The following is a 23,432-nucleotide window of genomic DNA, read 5'->3' as shown; positions in this document are numbered from 1 at the left end:
TAGAACTTTAAAGCTTTGAAAATGCTTGCTTTAAATCCTCTATTAAATCTTTAGAGTTTTCTAGTCCTACAGAAAGTCTTAGTAATCCATCGGTGATGCCCATTTCTAATCTTTCTTTTTCTGGCACGACAGAATGAGTCATCGTTGTAGGATGCTGAATTAGTGTTTCGGCATCTCCTAGACTTACAGCAATTTTAATTAAATTTAATTCGTTCATTAGCTTTTGAGCATTTTTCATCCCACCTTTAACGGTAAATGAAATTAGCCCCCCGCCAGCTTTCATTTGTTTCTTCGCAATTTCGTATTGAGGATTGTTCTCGTCAAATGGATAGTAAATATTTTCGACGAATGAGCATGTTTGTAAAAAAGAGAAAATATCTGATGCATTTTTCGTATGTCGTTCCATCCGTACATGTAAAGTTTTTAGACCTCTGATAAGTAACCAAGCATCAAATGGAGAAATAATACCACCAAAATCTTTTTGGACGGACAGACGTATTCCCTCTATTTCCTCTTTCTTTTTTCCAACTAGAATTCCTGCAATAACATCGCCATGACCATTAATATATTTCGTTGCACTATGCAATACGAAATCTGCTCCTAATTCTAATGGATTTTGCAAATAAGGGGATGAAAACGTATTATCAACTACTACATGAATACCATGCTTTTTTGCAATCTTTGTTATTAGTGCAATATCCACTATCTCCATTGTTGGATTAATAGGAGTCTCAATATAAATACAAACCGTATTCGGTTTAATAGCTGCTTCAATCTCTTCTTCTGTTGCTAGAGTTGAAAGATCATGTGAAATATTATACTTATCTTTTAAGATGTTTAAAAAACCAAATGTACAACCATATATACCCCGAGTACAAAGAATATGATCTCCAGACTTAGTTAAATGAACTAGAATGGTACTTACAGCTGCCATTCCTGAACCAAACGCTAGTGCTCCTTCTCCGTATTCCAATGAGGCCATTCGTTCTTCCAAGACATGTACCGTTGGGTTTCCCAATCTAGAATAAATGCCCCCGCTTTCTTCTCCTGCGAACCTTCTAGCCCCTTGTTCAGCCGTTTCAAATGCAAATGTGGAAGTCTGATACAGTGGGACCGATAGACTATCGTGATGATTAACAGAACTATACCCTTTATGAATATATATTGTTTCTTTTTGATAATTTTCTTTATCCACTTCACTAACACCCCTTTATTGTAAACGCTTACATCTAGTTTACACGGAATGAAACAAAAAGAAAAGGCACTCATCTTTTTAAAGATGAGATGCCTCATAAATACTTAATTGATTTTTCCCATTATTCTTAGCTTCATATAATGCTATATCCGCACAATGGAAGAGATCATGGAAAGATAAATTATTTTCTTTTTCCCAAACACTTACTCCCATAGATACTGTTACACTCGGATTTGTATATTTCGGTATTTGGGCTATTATTTGTTTAGATTCCTCTATACCTTGCGAGATGGTCATTTCGGAGAAGTATATGGCAAGTTCTTCTCCTCCCCATCTAGCTCCAATTCCAATTCCATCCGTTCGTTTTTGGATAATAGAAGCGATTTGTTTTAATATGTCATCTCCCACTTGATGACCATGTGAATCATTCACTTGTTTAAAATTATCAATATCCAAAAGTATGAAGATACCTCGCTCCTCATTTTCCATCGAGGTTTCCACATATTTGTCTAGATATTTTCGAGCATAAAGATTTGTTAAATGATCACGATTTACCATTTCTTGTAACTTGTTACGTAAAGTAGAATTACTTATCGCGAGAGAGGAGTGTTGAATTAACGATTGCATTAATTTAAAACTATCAAATGAAAAAAAATATGGTTCTTTGTGAAGCACAATACTGAATCCTGTGATTTGATCTTGCTCTTTTAAAGGAATTGCAACAAGAGAACGATATTCATATTTTATATCTGCAAGTCGATTGAAATCTGCAATAAAAAGAGGGTCCTTCATTTTAAGGAAATGATTAGCCACATGATGAATATATAGTTGACCATCAATAGTTTGGAAAAATTCTGAACTTACGGAGGAAATTTGGTACTCCTCCTCTTCACTTAAAAGAACAAAACAAATTTGTTCTGGATGAAAGGATTTAATTAATTGATTTCGTAAAAATAATAACATATCCTCTAGTGATAGATTCATATTGAGCTTATGTGAAGTTTCATTTATTAATTGTAAATCTGCTACCAATCGATGTGACTGTACATACAATTTTGCGTTTTCTAATGCATTTCCAGTAGCTGAAGCTAGCAATGAAGCAAATTCTTTTTGTCTTCCAGAAAACAAATAGTCAAATGGCGTTGACATTTGCATAATTCCATATATACCTTGCTTACCTTTTATAGGAATATTCAATAACCGTACTCCTAAGTCTGCTGCTAGTTCGGTTGTAATCTCACCTGAAACATATGCTTCTATTGTTGCTGGTCTTTCCGATGTGTAGTCAAATAATTTATAAGGGACAGCTGTCTTTCGTTCTTGGTCATTTGATAATATTAAAATCGAGTGGAAGTTCGGAAATGCATCTTGTACAGCATTTAATGTTCCTTCTAATATTTGTCCAATATCTAGAGTTGAATGAAACATTTTTGTTACATTAAATAGATTTCTATACTGATGCTCCTGGTGAGTTAAGAAGATAGTTTTCTTAAGCATTTGCACTAATTTACTAATAATATTTATAAAATCATTTACTTCTGCCTTGCAAGAAAATTCTTCCCATTTTTCCGTTGACTCCATAATAAGTAAACCTAATGGTTGTTCTTCCAAGTCTCTTAATAGTATGGACACTTCTCCATTTATGAGATGACTTTTTTGTAGAAATGGAATATTTGCAAAGCTCTTTTCGTAAAAAAAAGCTTCAATTTCCTTCCATCTAATAGCATTTAATTTTTTTATCAACGAGTGGTTACCTTTTAACTGTAAAAATGTATCAGTATCGAAAATATAGTAGTTTGCTATTTCCACATCAAAAAACTCTAAAAGTATTGTCTTTAAATCTTCAAACCAATTAAAACTTGAATCTTGAGTAAATGCATTTTCACTCCAAATGTCTAACATACGACTTTTCAATTGTTCTAATATTGTATCTTTTATCATTAAAACACCTCTTAGCTCCAAGAGTGAATACGTTACTTTTATCACATATATCTATACTTCTATTTGACTATACTTCTCATAATTTGTCAATTGAATCCCTATTAAGAAAAGCACAAGCATTCTTTAAGTGCATATTGTCTTCACCGTTTCCTAAGTGCTTTGGACCAAACATCCACTACACTATTACCGTTGGAATTATGTAGCTGGAAGTTGACTACACTTCCGGCTACACTTTTTTCTGTAATCTTGTGGCAAATGTCTGTCCGTCGCCCTCTTGGAATTTGTGAGGACATGATGCTTTTTGTTTGGATAATTAGAGAAAAAATGCATTCCTACTCATTTAAAAGCTTCCGAAGATACCATTTCGGAAGCTCTACGCTACTTTACCTTTAGATACTATCTATTTTTCTCAGGTTCCGCTTTTCATATTCATAAGTAAAAGAATGTTCAACAGCTCAAAGATCAAGCTAAGTGTTTAACTGTAGCGAAAAAGTATGGAATACTATGTTTTTATAGTAACTATCTGCTAATCCCTAGAAGTAATGATCTATCTGAATTTTTTTATATTTCCACTGGTCCGCAAACATCTTGATGGTTTCCCAACTTGCTAGCGTCCACCTGGAGCGGAAATCAACCTGTTCATGTTCTAAAAAGAGAAACCTAATTTTACAAAGGAATGAATGAATAATATTGACTTTGTTCGCTTCAAAAGTTACAATAAACTTTGTGTAAAATAAATGCAGCAGTTGTATGGTCTAGAATGTTCATTTTGTTCCTCTATTTTATATAATAGATGGTGTATCCTGTAACCCTTTGGCTGCATGGGCGATGATACATGAAAATAAAATGTCTACTAGTTTGGATACATCTGGTCTTATTTTACAACAAAATAAAACCAATAAAAGGAGGAGTCACTCATGGCTCGCTATACAGGTCCAGCATGGAAATTATCACGTCGTCTTGGTATCTCACTAAGTGGTACTGGTAAAGAATTAGAAAAACGCGCATACGCACCAGGACAACACGGTCCTAACCAACGCAAAAAATTAACAGAATACGGTCTTCAATTACAAGAAAAACAAAAACTTCGTCACACTTATGGTGTAAACGAACGTCAATTCCGTACTCTTTTTGACAAAGCTGGTAAAATGCAAGGTAAACATGGTGAAAACTTCATGATCCTTCTTGAAACTCGCTTAGATAACGTTGTTTACCGTTTAGGTCTTGCTCGCACTCGTCGTGGAGCTCGTCAATTAGTAAACCACGGCCACGTAATGGTTGATGGTAAACGTGTTGATATTCCTTCATTCCGTTTAAAAGCAGGTCAAGAAATTTCTCTTCGTGAAAAATCTCAAAACCTTGATGTAGTAAACGAATCACTAGAAGTGAACAACTTCGTACCAGATTACTTATCATTTGATGCAGACAAAAAAGTTGGTACTTTCGTTCGTCTTCCAGAGCGCAGTGAACTTTCTGCTGAAATTAACGAAGCTCTTATCGTTGAGTTCTACTCTCGTTAATAGATATACTCTGCAAAGAGTATTATTAAAAGCCCTAGAATCCTTGTTAAATCAAGGTTTTAGGGCTTTTTATTTTTATGTATTTTCCACCGTTTTATACAGACTATGACCCTGGAATTTTCATGTAAAATTCATATGCAAGTATCACCTATCGTTCTCTTATTTCTCGAAAATTCAAGTATAAAAGAAGAATGGGTGATTACGTGCTTTTTTTGAAATGTATGGATTCCCAACAAATATTCTAGAACCATATCATAGTACAAAAAAGACTGTAGTTAGCTCGAATTTCATCGAGTTTTTCAACAGTCTAAGCTTCTAAATACATAATAATCAAACTAATAAAGAAACTAAGTCGAAGAGGGATTAATTTGTATCCATCTTCATACCCTCGATTAAATCAAGTAATCGTTGTTTAGCGACATCTGTTTCTTCTTTCAAAGCTGTAAAAGTATAGCCCGACTTATCTTCATTAACATGAACTTCTAATAAATCTCCTACTTTTGCATTTATCGTAAACTTATTTTTTAATATTACAAGTTTATTTGTTTTATTATCTTTTTCTAAAAGAACAACAAAAAAATCATCGAAACGATCAACTACGTATTTATTTGAACACATCAAGAACAGCCCCTCGATCAAAATAATAAAAATATACTAAAATTAAATAATTAAATTTGTAGAAAGTTTGTTTATCTATATTATTCTATACTATTTCTTACTCATTTTTCATCTAATTATGATTATTTATTAATTTTTTTTATTTTTTTCATGACTATATGTCTATTTTGTGGAAACACTAAGAAATGAAATAGGCAAAAAAGGAGGATATACTATGAAAAACAAAGATATGAACAATTCACAGAATAGAAAGTCTAATGAAAAGGGAGTCAGCGCAAGGTATTTAGAACCCGAAAAATTAAGTGAAAATGAGAAGAGGACTCTTCAAGTTAAAGATGGTCAACATAATCATCATGTCGACGAACGCGGTGGAGCGTTCTAGCATTACCATAAAGTTAAGAAAAACCGGGCAAATAGATGCCCGGTCCTTTTAAGAAGAGTAGCATATGAATATCGTTGCTTTCCGCTACGGCGGACATAATTTTAAAAATCAATAGCATCTCTTATTCGGATTACAGGATGGATGATCACTACGTTTACTTATACTAATTCTATCCTCTTAGCGATAGATAAGCTAAATCTTCTTGTTACGTACTTGTCACTTTATGGATTGTAGTGAAAGGTGGCGACTCCGGACGGAGGCCAACAGGATGTTGGTCACGAAGGCGTTGCCACACGATGTGGCGCTCTTAGCCTTCGTTCCTCGGAGACAGATGAGCCATCACAACGAACGCGTGAGTGGCGGTGATGGCTCATCGCTTACCCCGCGGAACGCGTCCACCTGAAACGGAAATTCGGGTATTACCTAATTCTTTAAAGTACTATGAACACTGATTTCGTTGGACGATAATCCATTTAATTCTTATCTTTAAATAAAATAGCTACTTCCCCATTTCAAGGGAAGTAGCTATTTATATTAAACAAACTTAATCATTTTGTAGTTTTTCTTTCCTCGACGAATAATCATAAATTCATCTTCTAAACGGTCATTTTCTCCTACTTCATATGATACATCCATCACTTTTTCTCCATTTATGGATATAGCACCGTTTGTAACATCTTCTCGCGCTTGTCTTTTCGAAGGTGACACGTTTGCTTCAACGATAAAATCTACAATGTTCTTCCCATCTTTTGTCATCTCAACAGATGGTACATCTTTAAAAGCATCTTTCATTTCTTCAGAAGATAGTTCTTTTAGATTTCCGCTAAACAATGCTTGGGAAATTCGAACAGCTTGCTCTAAAGCTTCTTGACCATGAATAAGACGAGTCATTTCTTCTGCAAGCGCAATTTGTGCTTTACGTAAATGAGGCTCATTTTCCACAGTCTCCTGGAATGCTTCAATTTCTTTTCTTTCTAAAAACGTAAAAATTTTCATGTATTTGATAACATCTGAATCCGCTGTGTTGATCCAAAATTGATAAAACTCATACGGGGATGTCTTTTTTGCGTCTAACCATACAGATCCAGAAGCGGATTTACCAAATTTCGTTCCATCTGCTTTAGTTACTAATGGAATCGTGATACCAAATGCTTTTGTTTCCTCTTCATGGGTTTTACGAATCATTTCAAGACCTGTTGTTATATTCCCCCATTGGTCGGATCCACCAATTTGAACGCGACAATTAAAGTGATCAAATAAATGTTTGAAATCAATACCTTGTATTAACGTGTAGGTAAATTCAGTAAAAGAAAGACCAGTATCTAAACGTGAAGATATTGAATCTTTCCCTAACATATAGTTAATATTTATAAGCTTTCCAAAATCTCTTAAAAACTCAACTACCGTCATCGAGCCATTCCAATCATAGTTATTGACCATTTTAGCACCATTCTCAGCTTGGAAGTCAAAAATTTGTTCCATTTGTGCCTTAATACCTTGAACATTCCGATCAATTTGTTCAATTGTTTGAAGTTGGCGTTCTTCGGATCGACCAGATGGATCCCCTATCATGCCTGTTGCTCCACCCACTAATAGAATCGGTCGATGACCATGTAATTGAAATCTTCTTAGTGTAAGCAGAGGTACAATATGTCCAATATGCATACTATCTGCAGTTGGATCAACCCCGCAATATAAAGATATTTTTTCTTTGTTTAATAACTCTTCTAATCCCTCAGCATCTGTTTGTTGATATAAAAGTCCTCTCCAAGATAAATCCTCTAATAATGCGTTTGTCAAATTAATCTCCTCCTTTAGAAAATAAAAAAAGTCCCTGCACGAAATAAATCATGCAGGGACGCTGTATCCATTAGCGCGGTACCACCCAGCTTGAAGGAAAAATCCTTCCGCTTGAATCACGATATCGTTGTGAAAACGTTTAACTCCAAGCCTGTAATTCGTTACTATACACTGACTAACTTTCACCAACCGTTAGCTCTCTAAACAGTATGTACAATAACTACTTCGGACTTTTCTTCGTTAAAATATATACCTATTTTACATAATATAAAACGTATGTCAATATCTATCGTCTATTGATAATCGGTTATGGTATAATAATTCTTGATTTGGGGGTCGAGCTAATGATGGATAAATGGATAAAGAAAATCCAATTTCACAAAGATAAATTGGATAAATGGCAATCAACTAAATGGGCTAAAGGACTACGTATTTCATCCGGCGTTATTTGGAATTTATGCTTACTTTTCTTAATTATAGGTGTTACGTTTGGTTTCTTTGCTGTATCAGTTGGAGCTGGCTATTTTGCTTCGTTAGTAAAAGAGGAACCATTACGTAGTAAAGAAGAAATGAGAGAAGATGTGTTTAACTATGAAGAAACCTCTGAAGTTTATTTTGCGGGAGATGTATATCTCGGTAAGCTGAGGACGGATCTTGAGCGCACTGAAACTAAATTATCCTCCATTTCACCATATGTTTTGGATGCTGTTTTAGCAACAGAAGATGAATACTTCGAAGTACATAACGGGATAGTTCCTAAAGCAATTATACGTGGATTGCTTCAAGATGTTACAAACTCTGATACAAAAACAGGTGGTTCTACTTTAACGCAACAATTAATTAAAAACCAAATATTAACAAACGAAGTATCCTATGAACGAAAAGCAAAAGAAATTCTCTTAGCAATGCGTCTAGAACATTTTATGACAAAAGATGAAATATTAGAAACTTACTTGAACATTATTCCTTATGGTCGAAATGCAAACGGAAGAAACATTGCAGGCATTGAGACAGCAGCTAACGGAATATTTAACGTAAAAGCGAAAGATTTAACACTACCTCAAGCAGCATATATTGCTGGAATTCCGCAATCACCATTCGCATATACACCTTTTAGAAAAGGAGGAGTTTTAAAAGAAGGAAAAGCATTGCAACCAGGTATTGAACGGATGAAGACCGTTTTATTCAGAATGAAAGAAACTGGATATATCAACGAAGAAGAATACAACTCTGTAAAAAATTATGATATTACGAAAGATTTTAGACAACCAGAGATTGTGCCAGAAGAAAAGTACCCTTGGCTAACTTTTGAAATTGAAAATCGTGTTAAAGAAATACTAAGAGAACAATTTGCAACTGCAGATGGAATTGATCCAGAACGCTTGAAAAATGAATCCAAGCTCTATGAAAAATATGATATTATTGCAAAGCGTGCTGTAAGTACTGGCGGTTACCGAATTCATACAACTATTAATAAAGAAATGTATGAAGCGATGATTAAAGTAAAAGATCAATTCGACACTTATGGTCATACTTATACAAAAGAAGTGAAAGATCCGGACACAGGCGAGTTAATTATGCAAGATTTTCCAGTCCAAGTTGGAAGTATGATGATTGAAAACGGAACAGGGAAAATTTTATCGTTCCTAGGTGGACGGGACTATAATCAGAAACAGTTTAACCATGCAACCCAAGCTGTCCGTCCAATCGGTTCAACAATTAAGCCTTTACTAGTATATGCCCCAGCAATTGAATATGGGGTCATTGGAGCTGGAAGCCCTGTTGTCGATGTGAAACTAGAAAATTTAGGAAGTACAACATGGAAAGAATCACCATCGAATTATACGAAAAATCAAGAAAGAGGTATTATTTCTGCACGTGATGCATTAAAAACATCTCAAAACTTATCGACTATTCGTTTGTATGATTTAATTATGGATAGAAAACCAACAGACTTCTTGCTCAAAATGGGCTTTGAACATATTGGGGAAACTGAATACGCACATCATGCTTTGGCTATAGGTGGGATGGATAACGGAGCAACTGTAGAAGAAAATACGAATGCATTTGGAACCTTTGCAAATAATGGCCAATTTATCGATGCATATATGATCGAAAAAATTGAAGATGTTCATGGGAATGTCATCTATCAACATGAAATTGAACCAGTTCAAGTATTTAGTCCTGCAACTGCTTATATTATTACGGATATGCTTCGAGATGTACTTTCAGGTGGAACAGCATCCCTTGCAAATTCCAGATTAAAATTTAAATCGGATTTTGCAGCTAAAACTGGGACAACACAAAACCATAATGATTCCTGGCTTGTTGGATATAATCCAAATATTTCTCTTGGTGTATGGCTTGGTTACGATGATAATCAATTATCCTTATTCTACATGAATAATCGTTATAATCATCCAAGCGTTCGAGTTAATATGCTTTGGTCCAATATGATGAATGCCATGTATGATGTGAACCCAGAGTTAGTAGATGCTCCAAAACCGTTCCCAGTTCCAAAGGGAGTTGTTACTAAATCTTTCTGTGGGATTTCAGGACTGGCACCTTCTGACGCCTGTGCTCAAGCAGGTTTAGTCAAATCTGACTTATTTAATGAAGCTGTAATGCTTCCAACTGCTCCAGATGATAGCTTAATATCATCATCTTATGTTGTTATTAATGGAAATAGATATCGCTCTTTAGACTCTACTCCAAGTGAATTCGTAGTAAAAGGTGGATTTGGAGTGAACGAAGATTTTATCAACCGAATGCTTGGAAAATTTGGAGGCGATGCAAGTAAACTATTTCCTGAGAACTCTACTTTTTCCGGAAATGTAGTATCTGAAAAAGTATTTAAAGCAGATGGTAGTCCTCCTTCAGCTGTTACTGCTTCTTTAAGTGGAAATACACTGACATGGACGAGTTCGGATTCTTCTGACGTTGTTGGATATCGAATATTCCAAGTAGTAAATGGTGAAAGAATACTAGTTGCTACTAAATTAGAAGCTGAAACAAATAGTTATCACATTAACGGTACAGGTCAATATATCGTTGTGGCAGTAGATATTACAGGATTACAATCCGGAGCTTCTAATATTGTTTCAATAGAAGATAAAAAACCTGAGCCACCAACTGAAATAATTATCCCACCAACTAATTCCGGTGAAGGAGATAAAACAACTCCTCCAGAAAATGAAGATGAAACCGGTGATGATTAACATTTTTAGAAATAAAAAGCCACAGCTTCCTGATTTCCAGGTCGCTGTGGCTTTTTGTTAGTCTTCCATCGTTGACAAGTCCCCTGTCGGTAATTTTAATTCCCAGGCTTTTAATACTCGTCTCATAATTTTTCCGCTGCGGGTTTTTGGTAATTTATCTTTAAATTCTATTTCCCTAGGAGCTGCATGAGCTGCAAGCCCTTTTTTAACAAATTGCTGAATATCTGTAATTAGTTCCTCAGAAGGTTCATATCCTTCATTCAAAGCTACGAATGCTTTAATAATTTCTCCTCGGACAGGATCGGGTTTACCGATTACACCAGCTTCTAAAATTGCAGGATGTTCTAGTAGCTTGCTTTCTACTTCAAAAGGACCAACTCGTTCCCCAGAAGTCATGATAACATCATCTACTCTTCCTTGGAACCAATAATATCCTTCATCATCCATATAAGCAGAGTCCCCGGAGAAATACCATTCATCGTTCATAAAAGTAGATTCGTATTTTTCTTTGTTATTCCAAATTTGACGCATCATTGCTGGCCAACCTTTTTTAATCGCTAAATTACCCATGGTGAATGGAGGAACTACATTTCCTTGGTTATCAATTATCGCTGCTTCTAATCCAGGCAAAGGTTTACCCATTGAACCAGGTTTAATCGGTAAGCAAGCATAGTTACAGATCATTTGTGCTCCTGTTTCAGTCATCCACCAAGTATCATGAATTCTTTTATTAAAAACATGCATTCCCCATTTAATCACTTCCGGATTTAGTGGTTCACCAACTGATAAAATATGACGTAACGAAGATAAATCATGTTTTTTAACAATCGCATCCCCTGCCCCCATTAACATTCGGAATGCAGTTGGAGCACTATACCAAACTGTTACACGGTACTCATCAATCGCATTGTACCATGCATCAGGTGAAAATCGACCGCCTAGTACAAGGGAAGTCGTTCCTGCAAGCCATGGACCAAATATTCCATAAGAGGTGCCGGTAACCCATCCTGGATCTGCTGTACACCAATAGATATCTTCATCTCTAATATCCATTACCCATTTCATCGATTGGTATTGTTGAACCATAGCATAATGCACATGTAAAATGCCTTTCGGTTTCCCAGTTGAACCAGATGTGTAATGTAAGATTAGTCCATCTTCTTTATCGACCCATTCTATGTCAAAAGATTCAGATGCTTGTTCTAGTGATTTATTTAAATCTATAAATTTATCAGATTCCTCAATATTTTCCCCAACTAAGAAAACTGTTTCTAAATTCGGTAATTTATCTAAAGGGATTCTATTAAGTAATTCAGGAGTTGTAACAATGGCTTTCGCCTCACTATCTAGTAAGCGGTCATAAACAGCACCTTCCATAAATGCCTCAAAAAGTGGTCCTACAATAACGCCCATTTTAACTGCACCAAGAAGTGCAAAATATAATTCTGGCGACCTAGGCATAAAGATAAAAAGACGATCTCCTTTTGCAAGACTCGAGTTTTGTTTAAAAGCATTTGCTGCTTTATTGCTCATCTTTTTCATGTCAAAGAATGTATAAGATTCTTTCCTATCAGCATCTTGGTAGTACAGGGCAATTTTATCTTTTCTAAAAGACTCTGCATGTCTATCTATAGCTTCAAAGGCCATATTGACTTTTCCAGTCTCATACCAAGAAAAACTCTTCTCCGTATCTTCCCATTGAAAACTTTTTACAGTTCCATCATAGTCCTTTAATTGATAGTCACCTTGTACCACTGGCAATATTTCAATTTTCATCCTCTTCACCCTTTCGATAAATATACTCTTTTATTCTACAATACTTTTTTACATTTTTGCTAATCTTTTTACTTTTTAGAATGTTTCATTACATTTGTGTTGGAAATAGCATTCATTCATAAAATATCATGTATAATGGTTATAACTGGATTTATTTTTATAGGTGGTGAATTTGTGATACACAATAAAATGTATAATGTGGTGGAATTACAGACAAAACATGGCACCGTTATTGTCGAAGGGCCCATTCATTGGGAGGTATTAACTAATTTAGATTTCCATGACGATTTAATTGCTTTTCGAGCTCCAGCTCAACAACATAAAGCCATAGTTAATATAGCCAAACTGCCTGAAGGAAGAATTATAATTGTACGTGATCAACAAACTATCGTAGGATATTGTACATTTCTACATCCCGATCCGCTAGAACGTTGGTCAGAAGGGAAGATGGAAAATTTAATCGAACTTGGAGCCATTGAAGTTATTCCAAAATTTCGTGGAACTGGAGTAGGGAAAACTCTTTTACGAGTATCTATGATGGATGATACGATGGAAGATTATATAACAATCACAACTGAATACTATTGGCATTGGGATTTAAAAGGAACGGGTTTAAATGTATGGGAATATCGAAAGGTAATGGAGAAAATGATGCAGGCTGGTGGATTAGAATACTTTGCAACAGATGACCCTGAGATTAGTTCCCATCCTGCAAATTGTCTCATGGCTAAAATAGGTAGTAGAGTAGATGTTGAGTCCATTCAACAGTTTGATCAGTTACGCTTTATGAATCGATACATGTATTAATAACAAAGAGAAAAGGAGGTCATTTCAATGATTGTAGAAGAAATTATGAATACTTCTGTACCTACATTAACACCTTCCCATACAATTAATGATGCATTACTACTATTAAAAGAAAAAAAAATACGCCACTTACCAATTATCAATGAGCAACGTGAAGTTGTTGGAGTAGTGACGGATAGAGATTTAAAAGAAGCAACCCCCTCTTCTCTACTAAACATTAAAAATCCAGAAATTTATGAACGCCCATTAGGACTAATAATGACTAAAAATCCAATAACAGGTCATCCATTAGATTTCGTGGAAGAAACAGCCAATATTTTTTATGATAATCGTATTGGTTGTTTGCCCATTGTTAGCCAAGGTAAACTAGTAGGTATGATTACGGAATCTGACCTTCTATATAAATTTATTGAACTAACTGGAGTGCATCAACCTGGATCTCAAATCGAAGTTCGTGTTCCAAACCAACCCGGAGTATTGTTTGAAGTATCTAAAGTTTTCTATGAACAGAAAATGAACGTATTAAGCGTTCTTGTGTATCCCGATAAAGTTCGAAGCGATTACAAGATATTAGTATTGCGTGTAAAAACGATGAATCCTCTCAAACTAATAGAAGCTATACGAGCAGAGGGTTACGAAGTTTTATGGCCAAATCATCCGGGAATAAATATATGAATAAAAATGCAGTGTTTATCTTTTCAGAAGATCAGTTAGGGTATAAATTTTCGGATACACATCCTTTTAATCAAAAACGGTTAACATTAACATTGGACCTGTTAAAAGAAATGAACGCTTTACAATCATCGGATGTAGTAGCACCTAGGACCGCAACGGACGAGGAATTATGCTTAGCACATGATCCCAACTATATTGAAATTGTAAAAAAAGCAAGTTTAGAAACTATTGAAACTAATAAATATGAAAGCTATGGAATTGGTACTGAAGATACTCCGATTTTCCCACATATGCATGAAGCAAGCGCTAGTCTTGTAGGAGGAACTCTAACTGCAGTTGACTATGTCATGGAAGGAAAATCGTCTCATGCACTTAATTTAGGTGGTGGTCTTCATCATGGTTTTAAAGGTAGAGCCTCAGGTTTCTGTGTTTACAATGATAGTTCAGTAGCAATTAAATATATGCAACGAAATTACAATGCACGCGTTCTATACATAGACACAGATGCTCATCACGGAGATGGTGTCCAATGGAGCTTTTACGACGACCCCAACGTTTGTACTATCTCACTTCATGAGACAGGAAGATATCTCTTTCCAGGTACAGGTAATATTACTGAAAGAGGAACTGGGGAAGGCTATGGTACATCCTTTAACTTTCCAATGGATGCTTTCACAGAAGATGATTCATTCCTAGAAATTTATCGTACGGCATTTAGAGAGATAATAGAGGCTTTTAAACCAGATGTCATCTTAAGTCAAAATGGTACAGATGCACATTATTTCGATCCATTAACGCATTTATATGGAACAATGAACTTATATCAAGAAATCCCGAAACTGGCGCATGAACTGGCGCATAAATATTGTGATGGAAAATGGATTGCTGTAGGCGGTGGTGGATATGATATTTGGAGGGTAGTACCTCGCGCTTGGTCCTTACTTTGGATGGAAATGAATGACATAAAGATTCCTAAAGGTGATTTACCGAAAGTTTGGCTAGATCGTTGGTCTAAAGAGGCACCTATCCCTTTTATCCCTACTTGGATGGACCCAAAACCACTATATGAACCAATCCCCCGAAAAGCAGAAATTACGGAGAAAAACAAACAAATGCTTAATAAATCGTTACACTTACTTCGCCAACAAAAAGCTTACAAAAACGACCAGTAACCGTAGCTACTGGTCGTTTTATCATTTAACGGAATCCCTTTCCTCTATCCGATAGGGAAGAATTACCGTTTGTTCATCTATCTTTTCTTTGTTCATAAACTTTGTCAACAATCTCATCGATACTGCTCCAATATCATATAAAGGCAGTACGACACTCGTTAATTCAGGTCTTACCATTCGAGCAAGTTTGGAGTTTTCAAAACTAATGACTTCGATATCTTCAGGAACTTTTAATCCATTATCTTGAGCGCCATGGATTAAACCAATGGCTATTTCATCATTTCCAGCAAAAAATGCCGTTGGGGGACTTTTCAACTCACTTAGCTTTCTCCAAGCTAGAAGCCCGTCATCATACGTATTATCAATTCCGACTATTAACTCTGGGTCAATTTCTATATTAGCTGCCTCTAAAGCCTTCTTATAGCCTGATAACTTGAACAATTGATTTATTGTCGAGGACATCGATCCCGAAACAAATGCGATACGTTTATGTCCATTTTGAAGTAAGCGATTAACTGCATCAACAGCCGCTTCTTGATATTCGATATTAACAGAAGGAAAAGAGTTAGAAGTCTCAATTGTACCAGCTAACACAATCGGTACTTGTGATCTCTCCATCTCTCTAGACATATCTTTTGTTACTTGATCACTCATCATGACAACTCCATCTACTTGCTTACTAAATAAAGTTGAAAGTAGTTGAACTTCTTTATCTTCTTGTTGATCGGAGTTCGTTAAAATAATATTGTATCTGTACATAGTTGCAATATCTTCTATACCTCTAACAAGCTCTGCATAAAATACATTCGAAATATCTGGAATAATTACTCCAACTGTTTTAGTCTTTTTGCTGGCTAATCCTCTTGCAACTGCATTAGGTCTATAATCCAGTCGTTCTATTACTGCTAATACTTTTTGACGAGTTGCAGGTTTTACATTTTGGTTTCCATTTACTACACGCGAAACGGTTGCCATCGATACATTTGCTTCCCTTGCTACATCATATATTGTAATTGTCAACGGATAACCCTCCTCACTACTATCAATATATATACTATATATTATGTACTCTATGATTTTCAATTATATAGTAAAACCGACCCTAGAAGAAGAGTCGGTTTTGTGGCTTTTCTTTGTCTATTTTCGCGCATTACCCCTGGTGATAAATGAGGGCACTAAAAAGTGTAATTTTAATAATTGAATCAGCACGATTTCCGCTATCGGCGGACGCGTTCCGCGGGGTGAGCGATGAGTCATCACCGCCGCATTCGCGTCGTTTGTGGTGGCTCATCTGTCTCCGAGGAACGAAGGCTAAGAGCGCCACATCGTGTGGCAACGCCTTCGTGACTAACATCCTGTCGGCCTCCGTCTGGAGTCGCCGCCTGTCGCTCCAATCAATGCTATTATGAAATTAACTCAATTTGCAAATAAATACTTCCTACATGCATTAAAGCGAGTAGATACTATTAAGTATCCTTACGTTAAACGGAGTTCTTCTTCGTCTAAACAAGCAATTGCAAATCTATTCAAATCTATCCATTTTTTATTTATGCATGTACTTCATGCGTCTTCATGAATTTTTGTAACGAATCATAGAATTCGTCGAATTGTTTTAAATTCATTTGTTGAGCTGCATCAGATAAAGCAACTGCTGGATCAGGATGAACTTCCGCCATTACTCCATCTGCTCCAATAGCAATTGCAGCTTTAGCAGCAGGTAATAGAATATCTCTACGGCCAGTAGAATGCGTAACGTCAACAAATACAGGTAAATGTGTCTCTTGTTTCAATATTGGCACTGCCGAAATATCCAATGTATTTCTTGTGGCTCTTTCATACGTACGTATACCTCGTTCACATAAAATAATTTGATCATTACCTTGTGACATAATATATTCCGCAGCATGTATAAATTCATCTAAAGTTGCAGCAATACCACGTTTTAATAATACTGGTTTATTGATGGAACCTACTGCTTTTAATAATTCAAAGTTTTGCATATTACGAGCGCCAACTTGAACAACATCGACATAATCAAGCGCTTCATCTAAATGGCCAGGTGTAACGATTTCAGATACTACCGCTAAGCCATACTCTTGTGAAATTTGTTTTAATATTTTTAATCCTTCTAGTCCAAGGCCTTGGAAATCATAAGGAGATGTACGTGGTTTATAAGCCCCACCTCTTATAAGTTTTAATCCTTTTCCTTGAATTGCCGCAGCAACCTCTGCAACTTGAGTATAAGATTCAACGGCACATGGACCAAATACAAAAGAAGGTGTACCGGTACCAATTTTTTCGCCATTGATTTCTACAATAGTATCCGCTGATTTCTTTTTCCGAGAAACAAGAAGTGCTTTCTTCTGATCATCTACTTGCAGTTCTAAAGCAGTTTTGAAAATTTCTTTGAAAATATGCTCTACTGTGGACTGCGGAAGCGGACCATCATTGTTCTCTTTTAAGTGATCTAGCATATTTCTTTCGCGAAGAGGATCATATCTATTAACACCTTGTTTTTCTTTTACTCTTCCAATTTCTTGAACAACTCCAGCTCTTTCATTAATCAACTGTAATATTTCTACATTGATTTCATCTACACGTGCGCGTAATCCTTCTAAATCTACTTGACTCATAGATATTTCTCCTCTCTTCTCTCCAACGATACTTTATATCAACTGAAGATTATGATACATTTTTAGATATAAGTCATATTATAATCAATGCAAACATGAATGTCACGTATTTTATTTTAACGCTTCAACTCGCTAAAGCATTTGATAATTAGAAAAGGGACGTGAGAATTTGTCATCCAAGTTATTTGCGCTTGATATTGGAACAAGATCTGTAGTTGGTATCATCTTAGAAGAACGTGATCAATCGTTTCACGTTGTCGACATATTAGTTGAGGAACATAAAGAACGAGCAATGGTTGATGGTCAAATACATAATGTTTTAAAAGTAGCCGAAGCTATTATATCCATTAAAACACAATTAGAAATAAAACACGGACCTTTAGAGAAAGTTAGCGTTGCTGCTGCTGGACGTGCTTTAAAAACAGAACAAGCCTCTATTCAAATGGATATTAAAAACCGGCCAATATTTTCGGAAGAAGACGTAAGTCGCCTAGAACTATCTGCAGTTCAAAAAGCTCAAACAAATTTAGTACAAAAAGATGTCGAAAAACAATCTAGTCATTATTATTGTGTTGGATATAGTGTATTATACTATCGACTTGATGGTGAAGAAATTGGAAGCTTAGTTGATCAACAAGGATCAGTGGCTTCTATCGAAGTAATAGCAACTTTCTTACCGCGAGTTGTTGTAGAATCTTTATTATCCGCTTTAAAGAGAGCAAATTTAGAAATGGAAGCTTTGACTTTAGAACCAATTGCCGCTATTAATGTTTTAATACCTACTTCTATGCGGCGACTAAATGTCGCTCTTGTTGATATAGGCGCAGGAACGTCAGATATTGCAATAACAGATCACGGTACAGTTGTTGCATATGGTATGGTTCCAAATGCTGGAGACGAAATAACAGAAGCATTAAGCGATCACTATTTACTGGACTTTCCTTTAGCAGAAGAAGCAAAGCGTGCTATTAACAAAAATGATTTTATACGTATTCAAGATATTTTAGGCTTCGATCAAAATATACCAAAAGATGAAGTCATTGAAGTTATTAAACCAGCTACTGCTGAATTAGCTACTTCTATTTCAAATGAAATTCTGCGTCTGAATAATAACAAACCAACTAAGGCAGTCATGCTTGTTGGAGGCGGAAGTTTGACTCCATCTCTTACTTCTATTCTTGCAGAAAAATTAGAGCTTCCTCCAAACCGAGTAGCTGTTCGTGGGATTGATGCTATTCAAAATTTAACAAAAGAGGAGCATATTCCAGTTACACCCGAACTTGTTACACCTATTGGAATTGCCATTGCTGCAAAGCGAGCACCAATTCAATATATGTCAGTAGAAGTAAACAACCAAATCGTCCGATTATTTGAATTGAAAGAAATGACTGTAGGTGACGCACTTTTAGCTGCCAACATATCAGCAAGAAGACTCTACGGAAAACCAGGCGCTGCTCTTGCTGTTCAAGTGAATGGACGAGACATATATATTCCTGGGGAACATGGGAAACCAGCTATTATTAAACTAAATGGACAAGAAGCAAATACAAAAACAATTATTAAAAGTAACGATAAAATTGAACTGTTAGAAGGTCGTGACGGAAAAGACGCGGAAGCAACGGTTAGAGATCTACTTGATGACGCATCAGTTAAAACCATAACATGTCAAGAAGTGATGTATTCAATAGAACCAATTGTAACGATTAACGATCAAAAAATGTCACTCGATACCACTTTAAAAGAGAGAGATAAAATTACAGTGGAAACTCCGCAAACAGTAGAACAAATATTACTTGCTATTCATAAAGAGAACTATCTATCCCTATTAAAACCATTTACTATAATGATAAATGAAAAAAGTCACTTTATTCCAGAGTTCACTTCATCTTTATTGTTAAATGAAATTCCAGTGAAACTTCAATACCCCGTTCAAGACAATGATATTTTAGAAATTAAAATGGCAAACATACCATCCCTGCAACAAATTGCCGATCAATTAGATAGAAAGCTAGTAGATAGAATTAAAGTTATTTTTCAAAATGAAGAGGTAGAACTATATAAAGAGTGTTCCAATGTTTCAAATGGAGAAATCATTATAGCTCCTAAAGATAAAGTGCCAAATGGATCGATACTTCAATGGCAAGATGTAAATACTTCTTCTTGGATTTTTCAAGACGTTTTTCGTTTTTCGGATTGGTCATTGCCTGACACTAAAGGTTCTTTTCAAATTTTGAAAAATGGTCAAGCATCAGGTTTTGATGAAGAAATTTTCGGTGGAGACCATTTAGAGATCGTTTTTAATTAAGCATAGAGCAAGTGACATGCACGTAACTTAAGAGGATACTGAACAAGTCCAATCTTTTAAATTGACTCTGTTACTTTTGATTTCCGTTACAGGCGGACGCTTTCCGCGGGCGGTCCGTGAGCCTCCTCAGGCCAACACGATGTTGGTCACGAAGGCGCTGCCACACGAGGTGGCGTTCTTAGCCTTCGTTCTTTTGTTGGCTCCTGTGGGGTCTCACCTGGACCCGCTTTTCCCGCTGGAGTCGCCGCCTTCCACTCCAATCAAGTAAATGATTCAAAATCAACCATTACATCTAACATAAATTTAAGCGTCCCATATCTCGATTCAATCGAAATTTGGAACGCTTTTTGTTTTATAATAAGAGTATCAAAGTAGGTAGATGGTATCCATAATGATCTCCAATCAAGAAACAATCAATCTCAGCCCATATGCGGCGATATACGATATCGTTATGCCAAAAGATAATATGCTTCGCCAAATCATTGAATTAGTAGATTTTTCTTTCTTTCTCGAAGAACTAAAAACAAAATATTTCCTAGATAATGGTCGCAATACTATCCCGCCAATTCATATGTTCAAATATTTATTACTAATGAATATACATTTTCTTGCAACACACTTATTTTATTCAATTTTAAGACTTTAACTGTCTCTGCTCCTCAGTTGAAAAAAACCATATGAAAAATATCCATTCTTAGTTTAATTATTGAATAATAATTGTATCAATTTCATAACTCAAAGTTAGAGCATGAAACACGAACAGTATTTAAGTGGATTATAAAAACATGTATAATATTCTCTTAATACATCAGCAAGATTTCCGCTTTCCGCGGGGTGAGCGATGAGCCATCACCGCCGCATTCGCGTCGTTTGCGATGACTCATCTGTCTCCGAGGAACGAAGGCTAAGAGCGCCACATCGTGTGGCAACGCCTTCGTGACCAACATCCTGTTGGCCTCCGTCTGGAGTCACCACCTGTCGCTCCAATCAATAAAATAACCATTGTTCATGTTTTAATAATTTAATGCTATTTATGCACTTAACTCAAATAGTTAAATTTTGAACGGCTACTTTAACAAAGAATGATTATTAGTATCGGATGGTAAATCATTTAGATACATATAATTTTTCAGAGTACCTTCTTGTGTAAAACCTAGTTTTATTATAATTGATTCGAAGCTTTATCTTCAACAAAACGACTGCACCTATATGTTCTAAGCCAAGTTCTTGAAACCCACAATAAAAGCATTAATCTTTATTTGATCAACGATCTCTTTATTAAGACTTCGTTAATCTAATTGTTAATGTTCAAAGGGAGTGAAAATTGCTCTCATTACAATGACTCAATCCATCTTATTTCTTAAATAGTCCACAAATGTGATTTTCCCCATTCTTTGATTATCATTGGTGTTTTTACCATCCAAGAATGATTTGTAAAGTTCCCCTGGTAAAGAAAAGCTTAGCACTTTATTTGTCTCATTATTAATCTTAATTTTCAGTTCAGCCATTTCCCTTAATGATATTATGTCTGGTCCTCCAAAATCATCAGTTCTTCCTTGAGGACCTTTATCAACTAAACCAATTAAATGTTTGGCAAATTCACTTACATCGACACTTTGAAATTTAATATTTCCAGGGACAACATATCTTTTAAAGAGTGGTTTGGATAAAAATAAATTTTCAACAAAGTTGTGGAACTGAGTTGCACGTACAATTGTATAAGGAATAGAGCTATTCTTTAACAAATCTTCTGCTTCATATTTTTGCTTATAATATTTCAATGGTATTTCATTTATGCCGACAATTGAAGGATAAATAAAATGTTTAATATGTTGTATCTTTCTTAAAAACTCTTTAAAACCTGAAACCTCAACGATTTTTGAATTTTTAACGGGACTTGTTGCTGCGTGAATAATTACATCTACTCCTTTTACCGCTTCTTCTATACCTTCACCGGATAATAGGTCACTATAAACCCACTCGAATGGCCCTGTATTTTCAGGTTTACTTCTCGAAGTTATTTTGACTTTATATTCAGGACTTGTTAGTTGATTAAGTAAAGCTGAACCTAGTAGTCCTGTTGAACCTGTCACCAATATCTTCAATTACATCCTCCTTTATCTTTAAATTCTCCTTAAATAGTAATATTCACAGGTTATTGACTTTATTCAACTAAACCGCTTCGTGAGCCATCCATGTAGTGCTTCACCACAGAGCATGAAATTCGATACCCCTGTCTATACGGTTTCTATAGCTGGCGAGGTCGATACACTATGGTGCCATAGAGCTCATCCGTTAGTCTGACTCCAACGATCTCGGTGCATCACAGACTGTCGCGCACTATAAGGATAGCACTTATGGTATATTATTCCTTTTTGTTGATTGCACCAGCCTAGCCTTTATTAGGAAGAGTGGAGGTGTATCTTGATTTACCTATTAACTCAATATAATCATTCTGAAGGCTCAGCCTATTTTATAAAAGCTTTTTCTGAGTCTCTTTTATAATGCCATTTTACTGATTTAAGGGAGTTTTTAATTTTCATGGGAGTTTAATAAGAAAGATACTAAAGATTAAAATCAAAAAGAATAATACTGTCAAAAGAATTCACCAGTTAACAAAAGTAACTATAGCCATCACAACGAAAGCGTAGCGTCGGTGGTGGCTAATCTCTCACCCGTGGAACCCGTTCCCCTGAAACGGAAAACCGCGGTATTCCAAATACAAAATAATAGCCCCTTTGTCGTTGTTAGACTAAAGGGACTATCACTTTTACTGCTAGTTATTTGATTTGTTATCTACTACAGCATCTTTTATGGCTTCGGCAACTGATGTTGTATCATCATCTTCGTCCTTTTCCTTTTCGTCTGCAGTTACCTCTTCTGTAGTATGAGAAATAGTTTCCATATAATCCATAGGCTCTTCCCCTTCTGATGATGCAGTTCCATCATCTTGAGGAGAAGTTGGCATACCCTTAATAGATTTTACTTTCTCTACTAGCTGTCCTGATTGCTCTTGAATTTGTTTAGACAATTGAGTGGTCTTCTCCATAGCAGTAGAAGATAAATCCTTTGTTTTATCCTTTAATTGCCCAGCTTGAGTTGTGATATTTTCTCTTAACTCCGTGCCAGTCTTTGGTGCTAATAATAATGCAGTAGCCGCACCAATAATACCACCTAAAAGCACTCCAAAGATAAAATCTTTACCAGTTACCTCGTCATCACGGTATATATTGTCTCTACTTTCGTTTTTGTAAGACTGTGGAGAATACGTTCCCTGCATTTGCTGGTTATACGATGACTGATTTTCATAATATTCATTATTGTGTTTTGAATCATTATAATTTGGTTTATTGTGATTATAATTGCTCATTTTATTTCCTCCAATAATTT

Annotated in this window: 16 protein-coding genes, 1 pseudogene and 1 other annotated feature; of the genes and pseudogenes, 8 read left to right on the top strand and 9 right to left on the bottom strand. The window is 35.6% G+C overall.

All coding sequences use genetic code 11. The features are described from left to right. Nucleotides 1-7: 7 nt before the first annotated feature. Nucleotides 8-1,195 carry a methionine gamma-lyase gene (megL, locus tag ACTSKG_RS00595; protein ID WP_464756232.1) on the bottom strand — a complete coding sequence of 396 codons (1,188 nt, stop codon included), beginning with the start codon at nucleotides 1,193-1,195 and terminating at the stop codon, nucleotides 8-10. 78 nt (nucleotides 1,196-1,273) lie between these two features. Then, nucleotides 1,274-3,136, bottom strand: coding sequence for a sensor domain-containing diguanylate cyclase (locus tag ACTSKG_RS00590; protein ID WP_464756231.1), 1,863 nt, complete (start codon nucleotides 3,134-3,136; stop codon nucleotides 1,274-1,276). A gap of 917 nt (nucleotides 3,137-4,053) precedes the next feature. On the opposite strand from ACTSKG_RS00590, the gene rpsD reads away from it, so the two are divergent. Next, nucleotides 4,054-4,656 carry a 30S ribosomal protein S4 gene (gene rpsD, locus ACTSKG_RS00585; RefSeq protein WP_464756230.1) on the top strand — a complete coding sequence of 201 codons (603 nt, stop codon included), beginning with the start codon at nucleotides 4,054-4,056 and terminating at the stop codon, nucleotides 4,654-4,656. 363 nt (nucleotides 4,657-5,019) lie between these two features. On the opposite strand, the gene ACTSKG_RS00580 is transcribed toward rpsD, so the two are convergent. Next, nucleotides 5,020-5,274 (bottom strand): DUF3006 domain-containing protein, encoded by a 255-nt coding sequence (locus ACTSKG_RS00580; protein WP_464756229.1) that lies wholly within the window; start codon nucleotides 5,272-5,274, stop codon nucleotides 5,020-5,022. Between the two features lie 214 nt (nucleotides 5,275-5,488). Between ACTSKG_RS00580 and ACTSKG_RS00575 the strand changes: the two genes are divergently transcribed. Then, entirely contained in the window at nucleotides 5,489-5,656 is a 168-nt protein-coding gene (locus ACTSKG_RS00575) for a hypothetical protein (RefSeq protein ID WP_464756228.1), read from the top strand. Nucleotides 5,657-6,190: 534 nt separating this feature from the next. On the opposite strand, the gene tyrS is transcribed toward ACTSKG_RS00575, so the two are convergent. Continuing rightward, complete coding sequence (tyrS, locus tag ACTSKG_RS00570) at nucleotides 6,191-7,456, bottom strand: tyrosine--tRNA ligase (protein ID WP_464756227.1); 1,266 nt, start codon at nucleotides 7,454-7,456, stop codon at nucleotides 6,191-6,193. A gap of 51 nt (nucleotides 7,457-7,507) precedes the next feature. Then, nucleotides 7,508-7,703 (bottom strand) — a binding site (T-box leader). A 100-nt stretch (nucleotides 7,704-7,803) separates the two neighbouring features. Here tyrS and ACTSKG_RS00565 point away from each other — a divergent pair. Next, nucleotides 7,804-10,674: a transglycosylase domain-containing protein gene (locus ACTSKG_RS00565; protein WP_464757934.1), complete on the top strand. Its 2,871-nt coding sequence runs from the start codon at nucleotides 7,804-7,806 to the stop codon at nucleotides 10,672-10,674. Nucleotides 10,675-10,731: 57 nt separating this feature from the next. On the opposite strand, the gene acsA is transcribed toward ACTSKG_RS00565, so the two are convergent. Further along, entirely contained in the window at nucleotides 10,732-12,450 is a 1,719-nt protein-coding gene (gene acsA, locus ACTSKG_RS00560; protein WP_464756226.1) for an acetate--CoA ligase, read from the bottom strand. Nucleotides 12,451-12,624: 174 nt separating this feature from the next. Here acsA and ACTSKG_RS00555 point away from each other — a divergent pair, with 174 nt between their 5' ends. The 3 genes from ACTSKG_RS00555 to ACTSKG_RS00545 are packed head-to-tail and all read left to right on the top strand — an operon-like array spanning nucleotide 12,625 to nucleotide 15,104. After that, nucleotides 12,625-13,257: a GNAT family N-acetyltransferase gene (locus ACTSKG_RS00555; protein ID WP_464756225.1), complete on the top strand. Its 633-nt coding sequence runs from the start codon at nucleotides 12,625-12,627 to the stop codon at nucleotides 13,255-13,257. A gap of 27 nt (nucleotides 13,258-13,284) precedes the next feature. Further along, the gene (locus ACTSKG_RS00550; RefSeq protein WP_464756224.1) at nucleotides 13,285-13,932 is read left to right on the top strand and encodes an acetoin utilization AcuB family protein; all 648 of its coding nucleotides are present in this window, start codon (nucleotides 13,285-13,287) and stop codon (nucleotides 13,930-13,932) included. Further along, a complete protein-coding gene (locus tag ACTSKG_RS00545) occupies nucleotides 13,902-15,104 on the top strand; it encodes an acetoin utilization protein AcuC (RefSeq protein WP_464756223.1) in 1,203 nt (400 codons plus the stop codon). The genes ACTSKG_RS00550 and ACTSKG_RS00545 overlap by 31 nt, the downstream gene beginning before the upstream one ends. A gap of 21 nt (nucleotides 15,105-15,125) precedes the next feature. Here the strand turns inward: ACTSKG_RS00545 and ccpA are convergent, their stop codons facing one another. Both ccpA and ACTSKG_RS00535 read right to left on the bottom strand, forming a co-directional pair. Beyond that, entirely contained in the window at nucleotides 15,126-16,124 is a 999-nt protein-coding gene (ccpA, locus tag ACTSKG_RS00540) for a catabolite control protein A (RefSeq protein ID WP_464756222.1), read from the bottom strand. Between the two features lie 527 nt (nucleotides 16,125-16,651). Then, entirely contained in the window at nucleotides 16,652-17,737 is a 1,086-nt protein-coding gene (locus tag ACTSKG_RS00535; RefSeq protein ID WP_387585624.1) for a bifunctional 3-deoxy-7-phosphoheptulonate synthase/chorismate mutase, read from the bottom strand. 169 nt (nucleotides 17,738-17,906) lie between these two features. On the opposite strand from ACTSKG_RS00535, the gene ACTSKG_RS00530 reads away from it, so the two are divergent. Next, entirely contained in the window at nucleotides 17,907-20,042 is a 2,136-nt protein-coding gene (locus ACTSKG_RS00530) for a cell division protein FtsA (RefSeq protein ID WP_464756221.1), read from the top strand. Between the two features lie 391 nt (nucleotides 20,043-20,433). Continuing rightward, nucleotides 20,434-20,655 (top strand): annotated as a pseudogene (locus tag ACTSKG_RS00525) (transposase); the annotation flags it as partial. 730 nt (nucleotides 20,656-21,385) lie between these two features. Here the strand turns inward: ACTSKG_RS00525 and ACTSKG_RS00520 are convergent. Further along, nucleotides 21,386-22,147, bottom strand: a complete 762-nt coding sequence (locus tag ACTSKG_RS00520) for an SDR family oxidoreductase (RefSeq protein ID WP_464756220.1) — start codon at nucleotides 22,145-22,147, stop codon at nucleotides 21,386-21,388. Nucleotides 22,148-22,818: 671 nt separating this feature from the next. Beyond that, nucleotides 22,819-23,412 (bottom strand): YtxH domain-containing protein, encoded by a 594-nt coding sequence (locus ACTSKG_RS00515; protein WP_464756219.1) that lies wholly within the window; start codon nucleotides 23,410-23,412, stop codon nucleotides 22,819-22,821. Nucleotides 23,413-23,432 lie beyond the last annotated feature (20 nt).

It is taken from the genome of Psychrobacillus syltrankelensis (genome assembly GCF_055454035.1).
Note: the sequence above shows the minus strand (reverse complement) of the source record. Positions and strands in the feature narration are given on the sequence as shown.

Coding starts and splice junctions, on each gene's coding strand:
- ACTSKG_RS00575 (WP_464756228.1), top strand. CDS start 5,489: ATGAAAAACAAAGATATGAACAATTCACAGAATAGAAAGTCTAATGAA.
- ACTSKG_RS00545 (WP_464756223.1), top strand. CDS start 13,902: ATGGCCAAATCATCCGGGAATAAATATATGAATAAAAATGCAGTGTTT.
- ACTSKG_RS00535 (WP_387585624.1), bottom strand. CDS start 17,737: ATGAGTCAAGTAGATTTAGAAGGATTACGCGCACGTGTAGATGAAATC.
- ACTSKG_RS00590 (WP_464756231.1), bottom strand. CDS start 3,136: ATGATAAAAGATACAATATTAGAACAATTGAAAAGTCGTATGTTAGAC.
- acsA (WP_464756226.1), bottom strand. CDS start 12,450: ATGAAAATTGAAATATTGCCAGTGGTACAAGGTGACTATCAATTAAAG.
- ACTSKG_RS00515 (WP_464756219.1), bottom strand. CDS start 23,412: ATGAGCAATTATAATCACAATAAACCAAATTATAATGATTCAAAACAC.
- ACTSKG_RS00550 (WP_464756224.1), top strand. CDS start 13,285: ATGATTGTAGAAGAAATTATGAATACTTCTGTACCTACATTAACACCT.
- ACTSKG_RS00565 (WP_464757934.1), top strand. CDS start 7,804: ATGGATAAATGGATAAAGAAAATCCAATTTCACAAAGATAAATTGGAT.
- rpsD (WP_464756230.1), top strand. CDS start 4,054: ATGGCTCGCTATACAGGTCCAGCATGGAAATTATCACGTCGTCTTGGT.
- ACTSKG_RS00580 (WP_464756229.1), bottom strand. CDS start 5,274: ATGTGTTCAAATAAATACGTAGTTGATCGTTTCGATGATTTTTTTGTT.